Raw genomic sequence first — 18,142 nt, forward strand, 5'->3', positions numbered from 1 at the left:
CATTTTTTATCGCTTCATCGAAGAAGCACCACCAATAACATATTTCAAATCGCTGTCAATAAATCGCAATCCAAGACCTAAGAAAATATTTTGGGATTCAGGGTTAAGGAAATTATCCCATCCGCCATACAGTTCGAGATGCTTTAACATCTGATAGCGCACTTGTGCTTTGAGATGTGCATGCGTTCCTCGAACGTCATTAACCGCATTGAAATCAAAGGCATCTGCACTAAATTTCAATTTATCATGATTCATAAAATAATCAATCCCGATACCACCGGTCGATTCAATTGCCCCAAAGCGGAGCAATGTATCATCAAATCGTTTTCCATACTGCAACGAGTAATAGGTTTTCCCTTTTTGATGTTTGACAGGAAGCGTCGGTTTGGAATAATCATCCGTACTGATGAGATCAAACATATAATAGGTTTCCGGATTCGGGAGATAATTGACTCCAAGATAGACTTTTCCGTATTGATCGCGCATCATATAATCGGTATGCATCGCCACTTGCAATTCGCTTGTGGTCAAACTGCCCAACATTGAATCGAGTTTTCCGAATGCTTCTTCACCGCTTTTGAAAAATGATCCGGCATTGGCAATCGTGTCTTTGAGTGATGATCTATTTTCCGTTAAAATAACACTGACGTTATCTTCAATTTTTGTGAATTTATCCACCGCTTCAGGAAGTTTATGCTCCAAAGATCCGCTAATATTATCCATCCGTGTGGTCAATGAATTGATCCGTGCCATAATCTCCGGCAAATCTTTATTAACGGTATCGGCAGTTTGACTAAACCCTGCCGACATCGCCCGAAAATTGGCGATTGCTGCATGAAGATCAGCTCTGTTTTCAACAATCACACCATCGAGATTTACGCCGACATTTCGGAACGCGATAATCGCATCTTGGATCGCTTTTCGATGTTCTTCATCCAATGTCGATCTAAAATCACGCAAAAGCAATTCCAGCTCTTTGGCTGCTGCATTGACCGAATCACTGGTTTGATCAAAAGATGCATACCGCTTTGACTGAGAAAGGACTTCGCCATTTTGCATATAGGCACTTGAATCCCCGACCACGATATTAATCACTTTCGAGCCTAAGAGGGATTCTTGAGCCACAATAACCGATGAATCATTCGGAATTTTGACCCCTTTGTCAATCATAAGGCTCAGTTTGACTCTTTTCCCCTCGATGCTCAGATCATTCACATCTCCGATCGTTACACCGTTCATAAGTACATGGGTATGTTTTTCTATCCCGGAAGCGTCTTCAATATACGCTTCTATCAAATACCCCTCTTTGCCCCATTTTCCGAGCGAAGTTACCTGAGTAGAAAGAAACAGCAAAGCACCCAATGCCATGACAACAAAAAGACCGATTTTCGCTTCCAGCTTCATCCGTTTCCCCCTAATTTCCGGCGAATTTATAGTTAAATTCTGATCCACCGATCGGTTTTAATATAATCGAAATAAAAATAAATGAATCATCGACCGTATTACTTGTATTGGTATTGGTCAAAACCGGACGACGGTTTTGTACAAAACGTACCCCTAAATCAAAACAGCGTTGAGAATACAGAAGGCCTATCTCACCACGCTTCAAAAGTGATTCATGATAATCATACGCGATATTGGCAAAATATTTATAGAACCGATTATAGCGATATGATGCGTCTGCAGTCCAATAGGATGCATAAACGGGGATATTATTTCTAAGCTGGTCACTGTAATAATGTCCAATGCCGGCTGCGACTGTTTCACTATTATAGCGTAACGTATTTTGTTCTTTTGTAATTCGGTTACGATCATGATTAAATGCTGTTTGATTGTACAATGAAACGGCTTTAGTGATTTGCCATTCTAACTCATTTTGCAATTCACCGTAATAGCTTCCTTGATCATCATAACGAAAATTCTGCGACAATCGATCTACCACCAATTGACTACCATTTCTAAATAAATAGTTATTTAGCCCTAGTGAGAGGGTATCACTTGGGGATGAAAGGGTATAAAATTCACACGCCGGATTTGTATTACCCGCGACACATTCTTGATTCGAATGGTAAGTTTGATAGTACCCGCTGTAATAACGGCTTCCGGCAGAGGTATAGCTTGCAAAAGGGTTCAATACATGGGTTAAATTTGAATCATATGATTTTACCAATGTCGACCCTATATTAAATGTATGATCAAGCTGCGCATATTTACCCTGATCATACATACTCCCCGTTTCATCCGGACGTCCATTTGCATAAAATCCTATTACTTTGGCGGAAGCATTCGATGTATAGCTCACATCGATATAGTCATCCCACAGAGAGGTTTGGAGGGTAAGAGGAATATTAAAATTCCCCTCTATTGCCCTTTTTCCATTCGGGCGATAATAGTGCGTTGCCGTTGCATCGCCGCTTACAAGGAGATAATCATCAAAATATGTTTTTAGATAGCGATGATAATGGAGCGTTGGAAGCGTTTGGATCGTTTCTCCATTATTGTTGATATTGAGGTATTGATAATGTTTAAAGTACGTTCCGTAATAATTATCTTCATTGCTGTAATAAAAATTGATTCGTGATAATATCTGATTTGCTGTTACATTTTTTGTTTCATCACTCTGTTGAAGATTCAGATAGTCGACATCATTCATCCATCTGCCATCGGCATAAAGCCCGGATTGACCCTCTAAATTGAGATGAAACCACTCTTGCAAAGGGGCTTTATGACGGTATTTAACATCATACCCATAATGCTTATTGTGGGCTAAATCATGCTCTTGGGCATATGCATTTTGCTCTTTAAAATATCCGAAACGGAATGAACCTTGAGACGATGCCGTATCAACAAAACGAAAATCTCCATACATCCCCGAACCGCGAGAAGTACGAATTTGAGGTCGAAGTTCCAAATCCCACCAATTATGTGGAGCAAAATAAATTGGTTGAAGATAATGAAACCCTTCCGATCCAGAAATTCCTATAAGAGGCATCAATAATCCACTTCGACGCGTTGTATCGGTAGGATAGCCAAAATAAGGGAGATAGAATACAGGAATATCTTCAATTTCTAAACGGGCATTATACAAATTCACCCACATTTTATCCGTATTGTAATCGCCTGTGCTAAAGCGGATTTTCCATAAGGGATCTGCCGAATCACACCCTGAGACCATTCCGCTTTTCAAATCAATATCGTGCTGACATGCCTGTGCCTCGGCACTGCTCATCCATAAACCATTTTGTTGATCTATTCCATAATAGGGAGCAGAATAACGCGTCTCATCAATAAAATTGATTCGTGAGTAGTTACTCATCGTATGGTATTGGCCACCTTTAAAAACATTGACTTTACCTGTCGCTTCCATAATACTGGTATTGCGATCATACGTCAATTGATCGGCGCTAATGATTTGATCTTGATACAAGGCAACCGGATTTCCTGTTGCAGTAGCAATCGAACCGTTTGCATCCACATTAGTTCCATACAACTCGACACGATCTTCACCCAAAAGAACTGTCGCTGTAATCAAACTAATCCAATAAAATTTACCCATTGACGACTAAAGTCCTTCCCGTTCGATCATGCCAGCTTCGACGATATGGATCGAGCATTGCCCAAATAAACCCAAGATAAAAAAGAATCTCGCTAACGACACGGAAAACGCTACGGTTGAAAGCACTTAAAAATCCAGGATTAGAGAGAGTTGTGATTTCAATTACACGGATTTTCATTACAATCTTTCCGATTGTCGCACCGTATTGCATCGTAAAAAAAGTTTGATAGACGATTTTGATACTCATGTACTCAAGTAAAAAGCTATTGGTCAGAGCAATCATATTCTCTAATGTGGTGGCCTTAAGCATCGAATCCCATAAAATAATCATCATGATGACCGACAAAAGAATTTCATCGATTCCGAATGCAGCTGCCCGCTGCCGTATGGAAGAGAGTTCCAAATGCTCTCGTTCTAGAAGGGAATCGAGTTTTTCATCCATCAGCGAAGCGCCTGATACGCGATATCACCGCGCAATTTTTTGCCTGCAAAGTGAACTTGTCCACACAGCATGTAGGCACGATCCCGCGCTTCTTTGATGCTCTCACCGACTCCGACGCATACCAATACACGTCCGCCGGTAGCGTAAATTTTATCGTCTTCTTTAGTAACACCCGCATAAGAGATATGCGTGTTTTGTGAAATCTCATCATGATGGATTTCATCGACAATGATTTCAGCCGGTTCAGAATTATCATACGGGTAATTTCGGCTTGCCATCACCACACCAACAGCATATTTGTTATGAAATTCAACGTTCAGTGCATCCAGTTGTTTGGTAGCCGCTTTATAGAAAAGCTCACTTGCCGGTGTTTTCAATAACGGCATCAAAATTTCACACTCCGGATCTCCAAAGCGGACGTTAAATTCCAAGGTAATCGGCTCACCGTTAACGATCATCAAACCGATAAAGAGAACCCCCTCAAACGGCGCTCCCTCTTGCTGCATCCCATCCAATGTCGGTCGAACAATACGATCTTTTACTTTTTCGTAAATCACATCGTCTACCAGTGGAGTCGGTGCATATGCCCCCATTCCTCCGGTATTCGGACCTTCATCATTGTCCAACAGTCGTTTGTGATCTTGAGCAGCAGGAAGAAGAATAAAGTCTTTACCATCACACAAAGCGAACATCGAAAGCTCGTATCCATCCAAAAACTCTTCCACAACAACACGTTTGCCGGCATCACCGAACGATTTTCCGCTGAGCATTTCTGAAACGGCAACTTTCGCTTCTTCATGACTCATAGCAATAATAACACCCTTACCTGCACACAAACCGTCAGCTTTGACAACAATCGGAGCGCTCAACGATTCGATAAACTTGAACGCATCACCGATGTGATCGGTTTCGATGTAGCGTGCCGTTGGGATACCGTACTTCGCCAAAAAGTTTTTCATATAGACTTTTGAGCCTTCCAGTTGCGCAGCTGCTTTGCTTGGACCGAAGATCACCAACCCTTTAGCTTTGAACACATCCACGACACCATCACTAAGAGGTCCTTCCGGTCCGACAATGGTCAAATCAATTTTTTGATCAACTGCGAACTGAGCAAGTTCTTCGTAATTTTTAATCGCAACGTTGTCCCCCAACATTTCAGTAGCCCCATTACCCGGTGCAAAGAAGAGTTGACTTACTGCAGGATCTTGTTTTAATACCCGCCCGATTGAAAATTCGCGTCCGCCGCTACCGATTACCATTACTCGCATAAATCACCTTGAAAAAATTTAATTATCTTATCTGAAATACGCTAACGCTTTTCAAAAAAAATAATTCTGCTTCGCCAGAAGCTAGCTTTAGTAGCCCAAGCGGCTAGCGTAGATGGAGGGATTGTATTCCTCTATCGTCAAATTATTAATAAAGCCCGGGCGGGCGTTTCGCAGTAGCTTTGGTTCTCAAAGCCGAATAAAGCCGCTCGAGCGTCATTACTCGGCGGCAATCTCTCACGCGTACGCGTTCAAGCGAGACCACCGGCACCGAATGACGTCTACGGGTGCGGCTTGTTGAATATGTAGAACCCTCAAAATGCGATTAGTCGCTTCACCCAGAGAATATAATTATATCCTCAAAATGCTTAAAAGGATAACGTTGAATGGGCAATTTTTTGTGCCAATTCCACCGCTGAAGCGACACTGTTTTGGGGACTTATCAAGACCTCTTTAGCATCGGCAAAAGCATCTCTTGTTGTTTTACCGATGGCCACGACAGTATGAGTCGGCAGGATCGAATACCATTTACAAAAACATGTTATCGATGAAGGAGAGGTAAATACCAATATTGCGTTCGCTTCTATCGAAACCCCATGTGCTTCTTCATTGCAGGTCGTCTCATAGACAATCGCTTCATCAATATGTATCCCATCCTCTCGAGCCGTCTCAACCCAATCGGTCGCAATCACTTTCGGACGAAGATAAAGCCATCTTTGATTTAGTGCAAATGATTTTAACACTTTTGGAAGAGAGGTACCGTATCCATCCCCAATTTCGACACGACCTGCACCTCCTTTTCGAGCCGCATCTGCCGTCCCTTCCGATACACACACGCATGTTAGTCGTTCCCAGTCAAAGGTATAATGTTCAAGTGCCAAAACAGCTTGTTTAGACGTAAGAATGATTCCATTGTATTTCGTAAAATCAATATCAGGTTGTAAAAAAGAGATGGTTAAGATAGGGATATGAATGACTCCCGGATGGGGAGTTTTTGAGATCAGATAGATCGGGCGCAAAGGGTGCGCCTTATTCCCATTCGATCGTTGCAGGCGGTTTAGAACTGATATCGTACACGACGCGGTTGATACCGTCCACTTCGTTAATGATACGACGACTGATACGTTCCAACAATGTGTGCGGAAGATGGGCAAATGTTGCCGTCATACCGTCCACCGCTTCAACAACACGGACACATACGGTATTGTCATACGTACGGTTATCTCCCATAACACCGACCGATTTAACGTTCAACAAAACGGCAAACGCCTGCCATGTTTTGGTGTAATATCCGCTCGCTTTGAGCTCGTCAAGCAAAATAGCATCCGCTTCACGCAGCAAATCGAGATCCGGTTTGTTCACTTCACCCATGATACGGATTCCAAGACCCGGCCCAGGGAACGGATGACGATTCACCAATGATTCCGGAAGACCAAGTTCGATCCCGAGTTTACGCACTTCGTCTTTGAACAAATCACGCAACGGCTCGATCAGTTCAAAATCCATCCAATCCGGCAATCCTCCGACATTGTGGTGACTTTTAATCGTTACCGACGGACCGTTGACCGAAACCGATTCGATAACGTCAGGATACAATGTCCCTTGCGCAAGGAATTTAATACCGTCATGTTTTTTTGCTTCCGCTTCGAACACTTCGATAAACGTATGTCCGATAATTTTGCGTTTTGTTTCCGGATCGGTTACCCCTGCAAGTTTCCCGAGGAAATTGTCCGCTGCATCCGCAACGATGAGAGGTACTTTGAGATGCACTTTGAAAATATTTTCAACCGACTCACGTTCCCCTTTTCGGAGCAATCCATTATCAACGAAAACAGGAATCAGCTGATTGCCGATCGCTTCGTACAACAATGCCGCAACAACCGAAGAGTCAACTCCGCCGCTAAGGGCACAAAGAACCTTCCCCTCACCCACTTGTGCGCGGATTTTGAGTATTTGTTCTTTGAGGAAGTGCCCCATATCCCATTTTTCGGTAATGCCGCAGATTTTACGGGCAAAGTTGCGGAGCATCAAATACCCCTCTTCGGAATGATTTACCTCAGGGTGATACTGCATCGCATAGACTTGGCGTGATTCGTCGGCGATAGCCGCATACGGAGAATTCGGCGAATAAGCAATCGGTACAAAACCTTCCGGCAATACGTCTACTTTATCCGAATGGCTCATCCAAACAACACGCTCGTCTTCGCACCCTTCAAACAGCACAGAGTGTTGTGTCATATCGATGGTCAGTTCCGCTTTGCCGTATTCGTGATGATCGCTTCGAACAACGCTTCCGCCGAAATCGACAGCGATGCGCTGCATACCGTAACAGATACCAAGTACTGGGATACCGAGTGTATACACCCCTTGATCAACAGTGTACGCATCTTTGTTGTACACGGATGAAGGTCCGCCGCTAAGGATAATTCCTTTTGGATTTTTAGCTTTGATGGCATCGATTTTAGTGTGGTACGGAAGTACTTCACAATACACTTTATCTTCACGCAGTCGTCGTGCAATCAACTGAGTATACTGTGAGCCAAAATCTAGAACGATAATATTGACATCTTTCACGCTTGAGCCTTTGGGGTTGAATGATTAGGAGGGAATAAATACCCTTTGCTTATGAAAGGATACTCAAAAGATATTTAGGAGTTAATAAAGTCCTAAAACCACAAACTGAAAATACCAAACACACAATGACACAATATACCCGATGAGTACCGTCCAGGCAAGCTTCAAATGAGATGAAAACGTATAAATTCCATGCATTTTACCCATTACTCCGACACCAGCCGCACTACCGAAACTAATGAGCGAACCGCCAATTCCTGCAGTCATGGTTACTAACATCCACTGTGCCTGATCAATCGCAGGAGAAGCTTTAAGTACTGCTGACATTACGGGAACATTATCGACAACAGCCGATAAAAATCCGACCCCGATATTGACAATCGTAGGATCAAATATTTCATAAAGCTTAGCGGCATAAATCAAAAATCCTGCAAAATGAAGTGCGCCTACTGCTGCGAGAATACCAAAGAAAAAAAGCAGCGTATTATTTTCAATTTTACTCATTGACTCAAATATACTGACCTCTATATTGTGTTTTTTCTTCAAAAAATACATATATAGTTGCAAAATAGAGAGTCCAAAAAGCATGCCCCACATTGGAGGCAAATGGATAAATTGCTTACCGATTACGGCAAAAGCTATCGTAAGGGCACCAAAAGCAATGATTACTTTGCCTCCTTTTAATATCTTAATTTTCTCTGCTTCTTCAGGATTCCCATCTTTGTTTGGATCAGCATCGGGTACATATCGGCTGAGAAGATAGGCTGTAACAAGCCATCCTAAAAATGAAGCTGGAAATAGATAAAGAAACTCACCAAACGTCCCTTTCCCCGCAGCCCAAACCATCAACGTCGTTATATCTCCAAAAGGGCTCCATGCACCCCCAGCATTTGCTGCCACGACAACATTAATCGCACTTGGAACTAAAAACGGTTTCGTTTTTGAATCAATCGTTAGCAATACTGTCGAAAGAATAAGTGCCGTTGTAAGGTTATCGGCAACCGGAGAGATAAAAAAAGCCAATACTCCGGTAATCCAAAAAAGTTCCCGATAACTATATCCCTTTGCAATCAATTTAGCTCGTAATGCAGTAAACACTCCCCGTTCAATCAATGCTTCGATGTAAGTCATCGCAACAAACAAAAAGAAAAATATTTCTGCTATTTCTAAAATCAGATGTTCAATCGCTTCTTCGAAAGGGGTAACATCATACCCTCGGACAACATAATACGATCCGATCATCACAAACATGAGTGTTCCCATAAAGAGGGCAGGTTTGGCTTTGTCTATATGGTATTTTTCTTCTGTAGCGATAAAGTAATACCCAACGATAAACAGCGTTAGTAATAGCCATCCAAAAGGAGTCGAGCTCAATGTCACCTGCTCAACAGGATACATGTTCAAGATGCCTCATCGGATGTAATGTAATGAACTCCAATCGATTCTGAGCGCTTTTGTGCCGAAGTAACAATACTTCGTGCCGTCAGCAGGCGCAAGCGCAATAATCTTCCCACAGCAGATGCAAGCATTTTTTCTATCGCTTCCAACGCCATAGCCAACCCTTGCGGAGTACGCTTTATAGAGACATTTTCCCACATAATCCGGCGTAGTTCATCTTTTTTCTCTTTGTCACCGTCCAGTTCTAAAGGCTCATCACTTAAGCTAAACGTCTCACGGCACCCTTTTGAAGTATTTGCCAAAATAGATTCGGCCGCTTTTTTGGCAAATACCAACCCTTCTAGCAATGAGTTACTTGCCAAGCGATTCGCTCCGTGCACACCTGTAGATGCAGCTTCACCCGCTGCATAGAGCCCTTTGACTCCAGGGATACTGGCATCAAGATTGGTTTTAATCCCTCCAACGGCATAATGGAATGCAGGCGAGATAGGAACCCTCTCTTTTGGAAGATGAAATCCCAAATCATTGAGCGATTTGTAAATATTCGGAAAACGTTCTTTGAAATATTCACTCTCAAAATGTTCGCACGAGAGATAGACCCCTTTTTGGGTACGTTGACGATAATCAAAAATGGCACGGCTCACAATATCACGCGGTGCCAACTCTCCACGAGGATCGTATTCAAACAAAAAGCGATAGCCGTTTTCATCGACGACATGAGCCCCTTCTCCGCGCAATGCTTCAGAGAGAAGCTGTTTACGTGCCCAATTATTGGCTACAAATACCGTCGGATGAAATTGCATCATCTCCATCGATTCAAGTTCAATCCCTTTTTCGATGCAAATGCCGTGCAACTCTCCACTGATCGTAAACGCATTGGTATGATATTCATACAACGAACCGACCCCTCCGCTGGCGATCACAACGTTATCGGCCAAAATCGTTTTCCGCTCTCCTCGCGTAACCACTTCCACACCACAACATCGGTCTTTTTCGATCAATAAATCGATTACCGTCGTATTACTCAGCATCGGATGGGGATTTTGACCCAACAAAAAGAAGTGGAGATAGCGTCCTGTCGCATCTCCGCCTGCATGCAAAATTCGGCTCCGTGAATGCGCCGCTTCTTTTGTATAGAGTAGATTCCCCTCTTCGTCACAATCAAACTCAAATCCGCGCGCTATCAAATCACGTATTACGCTTTGCGAATTTTCACTCATGAGTTTCACAGCCGTCTCATTACACATCCCTGCCCCTGCATCCAGGGTATCTTGAACGTGAGAGGGGATGTCATCATCGTTGTATGCTGTTGTTACCCCGCCTTGCGCATAATAGGTATTGCATTCCCACGGATTGGATTTATTGATAATCAATACTTTTAAATGTTTCGGCAAAGCGATTGCAGTGTAAAGACCGGCTATCCCCGAACCAATGATAACAACATCATAACGCAACGGATGATTCCTTGGCAGGGATAGGTTTCTCGTAGTACGGGGGAGCTTTGTATCCGCATCCGCTCGCAAACATTATGATTGCGGCAATGACGCTCAATGCAAATATTTTTGACATTGTTCTCCCTATTTTCTTTAATGACGGATGTTATAATAGCTACCATAAATTATTCATTAAGAGTTTTAGCGATGATTGAGCAAATCCGTTCCCTTCCGCACCAAGCGGGGATCTATCAATATTTAGACGACGCGGGGAGAATCCTCTACATCGGCAAAGCGAAAGATCTCTCCAAACGGGTTAAAAGCTATTTCAATCTTACCCCGCACCTTTCTCCCAAAACATCCTTATCCTTACGTATTCAGAAGATGCTTTCCGAAACCGTGGGACTCCATTACATCATCGTTGAAAATGAACACGATGCCCTGATTCTCGAAAACTCGCTCATCAAACAGCTCAAACCAAAATACAATATTCTCTTACGCGATGACAAAACATACCCTTATCTCTATATCGATATGGAAGAGACATATCCCCGTTTCGAACTCACCCGGAAGGTCATCAAGGGAAAAGGGATCCGATATTTTGGCCCATTCTCGGTTGGGGCACGAGACATTCTCGACTCGCTGTACGAACTGCTAAAGTTGGTTCAAAAAAAAAGTTGCCTCAAAGGGAAAAAAAGCTGTCTTTTTTACCAAACGAAACAGTGCTTGGCTCCGTGTGAGTTTCCTATTGCACGAGATAGCTATCTGCCAATGGTACATCAAGGGATCGAATGGATTCAAAATAAACGGCTTCTCATAAAAGAGTTGAGTGCAAAAATGGAATTTTATTCCGAATCTCTCCGCTTTGAAGAAGCGATGGCGTTACGAGACCGTATTGATCGCATTTCAAAAAGTGAAATCACGTCTCAAATCGATTTGGCATCAACGGAAAACTATGACGTGTTCGCTATTGTGGCGAGTGAATCGCGTGCTTGCATCCTGCGTCTCTTTATCCGAGAGGGAAAAGTCGCTTCCAGCACACACGATTTTGTCCCGATCACCCCTTATTTTTCACTCGATGAAGCATACGAACGGACTTTGATCGGATTTTACGGAAACGAAAAACCTCCTATAATCGCCCCTATCATTACCGCGCACTCGTTTGAATCAAGCGAGTGGGTTTTAGAACACCTCAGTCAGCTCTTCGGGAAAAAAGCAGTTCTTGAAGTACCGCAGAGGGGTGCAAAAAAAGAGCTGATCGATCTTGCGTTAACAAATGCTCATGAGTTGCTCCGAGCTCCGCAACCTACCAAAGAGGTACTATTGGATCAAGTCCGAGAGTTATTCGAACTCGATACCCTTCCGCATCGGATTGAAGTATTTGATAACTCTCATCACGGCGGAATTGGAACAGTCGGGGCAATGATTACCTATGAAAACGGTCATTTTGATAAAAAAGGGTACCGTACCTACCATCTCCAAAGCCGCGATGAATACTCCCAAATGTCCGAGATGCTTCGTCGCCGAATTGAAGGATTCGAATCAAATCCTCCCCCCGATTTATGGGTCATTGATGGCGGTTCAACGCTGCGGACACTGGCAATCGATCTCCTAACTTCTTATGGAATTTATCTCGATGTCATCGCCATCAGTAAAGAGAAAATCGACGCGAAATCGCATCGGGCAAAAGGTTCAGCCCGCGATATCCTCCATACACAAAATTCCCTTTTCCGATTGGAACCTACCGACAAACGTCTTCAATTTATCCAAATGCTGCGCGATGAAGCACATCGAAGTGCAATAACATTTCACAAAAAAACAAAATTAAAAATGGATCAGGAGTCAAAACTACTGAGCGTGCACGGTATCAGTCAAGCAAAAATACACAAGCTCATCGACTATTTCGGAACATTTGAATCGATAGCAAAGAGCGATTTTCAGACACTTGTAGAGCTTGTCGGACAAAAAGATGCCGAAAACATACAAAAGCATTATAGAGGAGATGGTTCTAAGTAATCTTTTATGGAGTTTATGCCATATTCCACAGATTATGTTTTCAACAGTTTTTTAGCAAAGGGGTCACATGATACAAAAACCTACTCCGGTGGATGAAGAATACGAATTCGAAGGACGTGCCATAGTAAGCGAAACCGACCTAAAAGGGACCATTACCTTTGCTAACCGAAAATTTTGCGAAATCTCCGGTTATAGTGTCGATGAACTAATCGGAGAACCGCATAACATTATCCGCCACCCCGACATGCCCAAAGCCGCATTTGCTCAAATGTGGCAAACCATCCAATCAGGAACACTCTGGCACGGTTTAGTCAAAAATCTACGAAAAGACGGCCGTTACTACTGGGTCGATACCGAAGTGACCCCAACCTATGATGAAAATGGGAAAGTAAAAGGGTATATGGCTGCACGTAAACCTGCTTCGCGCAAAAACATAGAAGAAACCGCAGAGCTTTACCGCAAAATGCTTGAGCAAGAACAATAAGGGGCATAAGTGCTATTTTATAATCACAAACAAGAATTTATCGGGATTGACGAAGAGGGACTAAAACTCTTGAACTATCCCTCCATTGAAGATCTCTTAAGTGTTTGCAATGACGTTGCTGATCTTTTTGCCAAAGAACCCGGATATATTCACAATTTCAAAAGTTTCGGATGGATTGACTTTCTTTTGCATGCCGATTCGGATGCACGCTCTGCAATCGTTCACGGAAACGGCCGAACATTCTCGTGCACCCTTCATGTCCATAGCCTCTTTTTAGCCGAAAATCCTTCTCAAAACGGCTATATCATCGAGATGACACATATCCAATCCTTGAGTGGAGAAGAGATTAAGCCTCACCATATTGCAGAGAATCTTAAACAAGAGGTCAAACCAGCACCGATTCAAACACCATCTTATACAGAAAGTTCACCATCCATTTTACCGAGCTATGAGCATATTATCCCGACAACACTTAGCGAACCAGATGTACTGGATGTTCCCGCTTTCAATGAATCAGGTCTCAACGATGAACCATTAGATAATTTGTATGCAAACCTTACATCGCCGCTGAGTGATGAAGAACTTCACTATGAATTTACCCCTGAAGCTTCTTTACCGATAAAAGAACCGGCACCGGTACAAGAAATTCAACCTGAGCCAAAAGTTGATCTTCCGATGCTGGGAGATGTTAAGTACAGTAACGCAGAAAAAGCATTTATCAATACGTTAAAAGTTGATAAATCTTATCGTTTTGACCCGAATGTAGCTGCAAAAGAGTTGGGATTACCGGTTGATCTCATACAAGAGTTTATCGGTGATTTTATTCAACAATCCCATGAATTCAAAGAAGAGTTATTCGAAGCAGTCCTCAAAGGGGATATCAACAATCTAAAAATATTATCCCACAAGCTCAAAGGGGTTGCTGCAAATCTGCGTATTGAAGATGCTTTCGAAACACTCAGCATCATCAATACTTCGTCTGATCCGGTCGAAATTGAAGCAAACCTCAAATATTTTTACAGCATTATCAATAAACTGGAAGGGAAAGAGTTATTGCTCAGCAATACTCAACTTATCGAAGAAATAACCCCAAGTATTCCAGCAAATGATGATCTGTATGCCTTTTCCCCAAAAGATGCAGAAGAACCTCTTTTCCCTGAAGAGAAATCATCGACATCTGCTTTGAATACCTCATTACGTGATGATGACATCTATTCATTTGCACTCAAAGACAATGATTCGCTCATCGTTCATGAAGAAGAGCTTTCCCCTACTATTAATCTTGATGAAGATCTCACATCAACCTCCTTTGATAATCAACCGGCATTCTCCAGTACTGTTTCTGAGCCAATGCAACCTCTAAACTACAACAAAACGGTTGTAGCGGGTGAGCTTGGTATCGAACAGAGTTTCTTCAATGAGCTTGTCGAGGAATACAAACACGATGCTATGCGCGCTGCAAAAGAGATCAGTGCTTCAATCAGTGCTTTTGACACTCACGCTTGGAAAAAAACTGCCTCCCAGCTCAAAGGGATTAGTGATAATTTACGCCTTAGTGAGATTTCTGAAGAACTGGCTATATTATCACAGACTAACGATGCACAAGAAGCGAACAAAGCATCCAAAAGACTCAACAATTTTCTTGAGCAATTATAAATAGGGAGACATTATGCAATTAGGACTTCGAAACCGACTTCGTGTTATCAGTCTCTTACCGATTCTGATATTATTTACCCTTGCGAGTTATTACGTTTACCACTCTTATACAAGCTACAAAGGAGCCGGTCAACTCCAAGTACGATTGGAAGGGAACAAACAGCTTAACGACTTGATTAACAACCTCTCCCGTGAACGTGGAATGACTGTAATGTATATGGGGAATGCTTCTCCTGCCACCTTGAAATCTCTTCAAGCACAGCGTGCTATTGTTGATCAAAAAATCGATGCATATCAAAAACATCTTTCCAGTATTGAACAAATTAGCCCTGAAGAGGCGAAAAAAGCAACTGCACTTTCTAAATTAATCGGTGATTTAGAAAAAAACATTCTCATCTCTCGCCCCTTAGTCGATAAAGGGACAGCCCATTTCAACTATATCTTTAGTGATTTGTACGGGAAAACCGAAGAACGTTTGATTAACGAACTTGCTGATCTTGCTTCTTTGAATTTTGATGAAGAAGTGAATTCCCTCTCTTATGCTTATCTCTCATTGGTTCGTGCAAATGAGTTCAGCAGTATCGAACGTGACTACATTACCTATGTACTTTCACGCGCAACACCGTTATCAGAAGAAGAATTAAACAAATGGCTCTCCCTCATTGCAAAAGCCGATACCTTCAATCTCGAAGGGATGAATAACAAATCGATTCAATCACAACTCCAATCCACACTTTACAGTGAAGACAATACGGAGCTATTTTTAGACATCACTACCGAACGAACGGCTATTTTGCAAAAAAGTACAACCGGAGCCTATGAGACTCAATCGGGCATCTGGTTCGCAATGATTTCCGAAAAAGTCGATGCGATCAATGAAGCGGAAAAAGTACTTATCAGCGCGATGGATGAACGGGCATCTGTTGTCAAAAACCAAGCGGTACAAGTGCTTATGATTGCTGTTTCTATCTGGATTCTAGGTGTTTTGGTTGCAATTTTGGGTTATTTTTTCTCCGCAGAGATTACTACCAACATTAAAAATCTTGAATCCGTATTGCGCCGTGTTGCCGAAGACACCCATGACAGTGAAGCCGAAATACTCAGCCATACCATTAATCTCGATACCGCTGCCGGAACTGCACAGGCGTATGCTCTCTTGGAACGTATTATCGAACAAACGATTAACGATAAACAATTCGCGATGGAAGCTTCCGAGGCCAAATCGATGTTTTTGGCCAATATGTCCCATGAGATCCGAACACCGCTCAATGGTATCGTAGGTTTTACCGAACTGCTTAAAGATACGGAACTTCACGATGAACAGCGTGAATTCATCGATATTATTGAAAAAAGTTCAGAGAATCTTCTCGAAATTATCAATAATATTCTCGACCTTTCAAAAATCGAAAGTAATAAACTGGAAATTGAAGAGATTGTATTTAATCCGATCGATGAATTTGAAAGTGCCGTCGAAGTGTATGCCGTCCGTGCCTCTGAAAAGCATATCGACCTTGCTTGTTACATTGATCCGAGTCTTGAACGACCGCTCAAAGGGGATCCGACCAAAATCAAAGAGGTTATTATCAACCTTCTCTCCAACGCCGTCAAATTTACAAACAGCGGAGGAGCAATCAGCGTCGATATCCGTCGTGTCGAGTCGGAAACACTTAACCGTGCATGCGTCCGTTTTCAAGTCAAAGATAACGGAATCGGGGTTACAAGTGAACAACGTTCACGAATTTTTGAAGCCTTTTCACAAGCCGATACCTCTATTACACGTAAATACGGCGGAACAGGACTTGGGCTTACCATTTCAAGCCGTTTTGTCGAATTGATGGGAAGCAAACTCGATCTTGAAAGTGAACCTGGTAATGGAACCACGTTCTTCTTTACTCTTGAGTTTGAAGAGATTGAGACGCTCAATGAATCTCTCAAAGGCTCTTTCTCCAATATTAATGCCGTTATTTTGGAAAGCCACTCCAAGAAAAAACTCCAAAATACCTACCTTAAAGAGTATCTAGATTATTTTGGTGTGAGCTATACAACCTTCCATGAGCTTGATGAACTAAAAATCTTAGAGCGGCAAGTCAACTACGATTTGCTCTTTATCGATAACGATTACTCAAGCGATGAAGACCTTTTGGCATATTCATCCTCCCAAGAGCAATTGGTACTGATTACAAAATCGTTTTATATGAAAAAAATCGACTCTATGGGAATCGATATTTTCAAAGTTCTCTACGAACCGCTCAATAGTTCTAAAATTCGTTCAACGTTGGATGCTTATGACGCAGAAGCATTCAGCAATCGAAAAGTAAAACTTTCACGCCGCAAAAAATTCGATGAGAAAAACTCCCGCTTTGCTGCGACCGCACTCGTTGCCGAAGACAATGTAATTAATCAAAAGCTGATTCGTCGAACGTTAGAGGATTTAGGACTTGAAATCACTATCGCCAATAACGGTCTTGAAGCATTTGAAAAACGTAAAAACGGCAATTTCGACATCATCTTTATGGATATTCAAATGCCAGTACTAGACGGTATCGAAGCAACCCAAGAAATTTTGGATTTTGAAGAGGACTATGGACAAACCCATATCCCGATTATCGCTTTGACGGCAAATGCCCTTAAAGGGGATCGAGAACGATTTATGTCTGCAGGAATGGATGAATATACCACAAAACCATTGGTGAGAAGTGAAATTATTACATTGCTTAATAACTTTCTCTCTCACAAAATTATAGAGATCAATACCATCCCAAAATCAGCCGAAGATATCGTTCATATTTCTCAAGAAACTTCTCCTGCGAGTGAAATAGGTGATATAGCGGAACATACTATTGAAGAAGAAACTATTCTCCCTGTCGAAGAACCTGTTCATAAAGATGAACCGATCATAGGAATGAATGAAACTGAAAGCCTGAGCATAGAAACTCACCCCGTCTCAGCTTATGATGCCGATATTTTAATAGCCAAACAAAATATGCTGGAATTAAAACTCTTTACCCGTATTTTGGATGATCTTGGTTATACCTATAAAACAGCCACTTCAACCGAAGCATTAAGTAATGAACTGCGCGATCATCACTATAAACTCGCTTTATTTGATAAAACACTCAATGGGTTAAACCTCAAGGATCTCTATGATATAATCCATAATACTAAGAGCGAAACATCGTTAGTGATGCTGATCGATCCAAGCGCTCCGGAAAATAGTGAAGATGCTATGTATGTTCATGAGATCATCAAAAACATCATCAATAAAGATTTATTACGTCTTGTTTTTGAAAAATTTATCTAAAGAAATGGGGAAATTTT

13 protein-coding genes are annotated in these 18,142 nt (G+C 42.1%); 4 read left to right on the forward strand and 9 right to left on the reverse strand.

What is annotated here, in order from left to right; all coding sequences use genetic code 11:
• Nucleotides 1-6: 6 nt before the first annotated feature.
• From CJD30_RS02690 to CJD30_RS02730, 9 genes are all read right to left on the reverse strand, one after another.
• The gene (locus CJD30_RS02690) at nt 7-1,404 is read right to left on the reverse strand and encodes an MlaD family protein (RefSeq protein ID WP_294916063.1); all 1,398 of its coding nucleotides are present in this window, start codon (nt 1,402-1,404) and stop codon (nt 7-9) included.
• 10 nt (nt 1,405-1,414) lie between these two features.
• Nucleotides 1,415-3,556 (reverse strand): LPS assembly protein LptD, encoded by a 2,142-nt coding sequence (lptD, locus tag CJD30_RS02695; RefSeq protein ID WP_294916065.1) that lies wholly within the window; start codon nt 3,554-3,556, stop codon nt 1,415-1,417.
• Nucleotides 3,549-3,998: an RDD family protein gene (locus CJD30_RS02700; protein ID WP_294916067.1), complete on the reverse strand. Its 450-nt coding sequence runs from the start codon at nt 3,996-3,998 to the stop codon at nt 3,549-3,551. The genes lptD and CJD30_RS02700 overlap by 8 nt, the downstream gene beginning before the upstream one ends.
• Entirely contained in the window at nt 3,998-5,266 is a 1,269-nt protein-coding gene (purD, locus tag CJD30_RS02705) for a phosphoribosylamine--glycine ligase (protein WP_294916069.1), read from the reverse strand. The genes CJD30_RS02700 and purD overlap by 1 nt, the downstream gene beginning before the upstream one ends.
• 365 nt (nt 5,267-5,631) lie before the next feature.
• A complete protein-coding gene (locus CJD30_RS02710; RefSeq protein WP_294916071.1) occupies nt 5,632-6,282 on the reverse strand; it encodes a uroporphyrinogen-III synthase in 651 nt (216 codons plus the stop codon).
• Between the two features lie 10 nt (nt 6,283-6,292).
• A complete protein-coding gene (gene guaA, locus CJD30_RS02715) occupies nt 6,293-7,837 on the reverse strand; it encodes a glutamine-hydrolyzing GMP synthase (RefSeq protein ID WP_294916073.1) in 1,545 nt (514 codons plus the stop codon).
• 81 nt (nt 7,838-7,918) lie between these two features.
• The gene (nhaD, locus tag CJD30_RS02720; RefSeq protein ID WP_294916075.1) at nt 7,919-9,235 is read right to left on the reverse strand and encodes a sodium:proton antiporter NhaD; all 1,317 of its coding nucleotides are present in this window, start codon (nt 9,233-9,235) and stop codon (nt 7,919-7,921) included.
• Between the two features lie 2 nt (nt 9,236-9,237).
• A complete protein-coding gene (gene nadB, locus CJD30_RS02725; protein ID WP_294916077.1) occupies nt 9,238-10,689 on the reverse strand; it encodes an L-aspartate oxidase in 1,452 nt (483 codons plus the stop codon).
• Nucleotides 10,679-10,804 (reverse strand): hypothetical protein, encoded by a 126-nt coding sequence (locus CJD30_RS02730; protein ID WP_294916079.1) that lies wholly within the window; start codon nt 10,802-10,804, stop codon nt 10,679-10,681. The genes nadB and CJD30_RS02730 overlap by 11 nt, the downstream gene beginning before the upstream one ends.
• 71 nt (nt 10,805-10,875) lie before the next feature.
• On the opposite strand from CJD30_RS02730, the gene uvrC reads away from it, so the two are divergent.
• The 4 genes from uvrC (at nt 10,876) to CJD30_RS02750 (ending at nt 18,125) form a co-directional block, all read left to right on the forward strand.
• On the forward strand, nt 10,876-12,684 hold the full coding sequence (gene uvrC / locus CJD30_RS02735; RefSeq protein ID WP_294916081.1) for an excinuclease ABC subunit UvrC: 1,809 nt from the start codon (nt 10,876-10,878) through the stop codon (nt 12,682-12,684).
• Nucleotides 12,685-12,751: 67 nt separating this feature from the next.
• Entirely contained in the window at nt 12,752-13,168 is a 417-nt protein-coding gene (locus tag CJD30_RS02740) for a PAS domain-containing protein (RefSeq protein WP_294916083.1), read from the forward strand.
• 9 nt (nt 13,169-13,177) lie between these two features.
• The gene (locus tag CJD30_RS02745; RefSeq protein WP_294916086.1) at nt 13,178-14,824 is read left to right on the forward strand and encodes a hypothetical protein; all 1,647 of its coding nucleotides are present in this window, start codon (nt 13,178-13,180) and stop codon (nt 14,822-14,824) included.
• A gap of 13 nt (nt 14,825-14,837) precedes the next feature.
• Entirely contained in the window at nt 14,838-18,125 is a 3,288-nt protein-coding gene (locus CJD30_RS02750; protein ID WP_294916087.1) for an ATP-binding protein, read from the forward strand.
• The last annotated feature ends 17 nt before the right edge of the window (nt 18,126-18,142 follow it).

The organism is Sulfuricurvum sp. PD_MW2 (assembly GCF_002633015.1).
Taxonomy (GTDB): domain Bacteria; phylum Campylobacterota; class Campylobacteria; order Campylobacterales; family Sulfurimonadaceae; genus Sulfuricurvum.

Coding starts and splice junctions, on each gene's coding strand:
- nhaD (WP_294916075.1), bottom strand. CDS start 9,235: ATGTATCCTGTTGAGCAGGTGACATTGAGCTCGACTCCTTTTGGATGG.
- lptD (WP_294916065.1), bottom strand. CDS start 3,556: ATGGGTAAATTTTATTGGATTAGTTTGATTACAGCGACAGTTCTTTTG.
- CJD30_RS02740 (WP_294916083.1), top strand. CDS start 12,752: ATGATACAAAAACCTACTCCGGTGGATGAAGAATACGAATTCGAAGGA.
- CJD30_RS02730 (WP_294916079.1), bottom strand. CDS start 10,804: ATGTCAAAAATATTTGCATTGAGCGTCATTGCCGCAATCATAATGTTT.
- uvrC (WP_294916081.1), top strand. CDS start 10,876: ATGATTGAGCAAATCCGTTCCCTTCCGCACCAAGCGGGGATCTATCAA.
- purD (WP_294916069.1), bottom strand. CDS start 5,266: ATGCGAGTAATGGTAATCGGTAGCGGCGGACGCGAATTTTCAATCGGG.
- CJD30_RS02690 (WP_294916063.1), bottom strand. CDS start 1,404: ATGAAGCTGGAAGCGAAAATCGGTCTTTTTGTTGTCATGGCATTGGGT.
- CJD30_RS02700 (WP_294916067.1), bottom strand. CDS start 3,998: ATGGATGAAAAACTCGATTCCCTTCTAGAACGAGAGCATTTGGAACTC.
- CJD30_RS02750 (WP_294916087.1), top strand. CDS start 14,838: ATGCAATTAGGACTTCGAAACCGACTTCGTGTTATCAGTCTCTTACCG.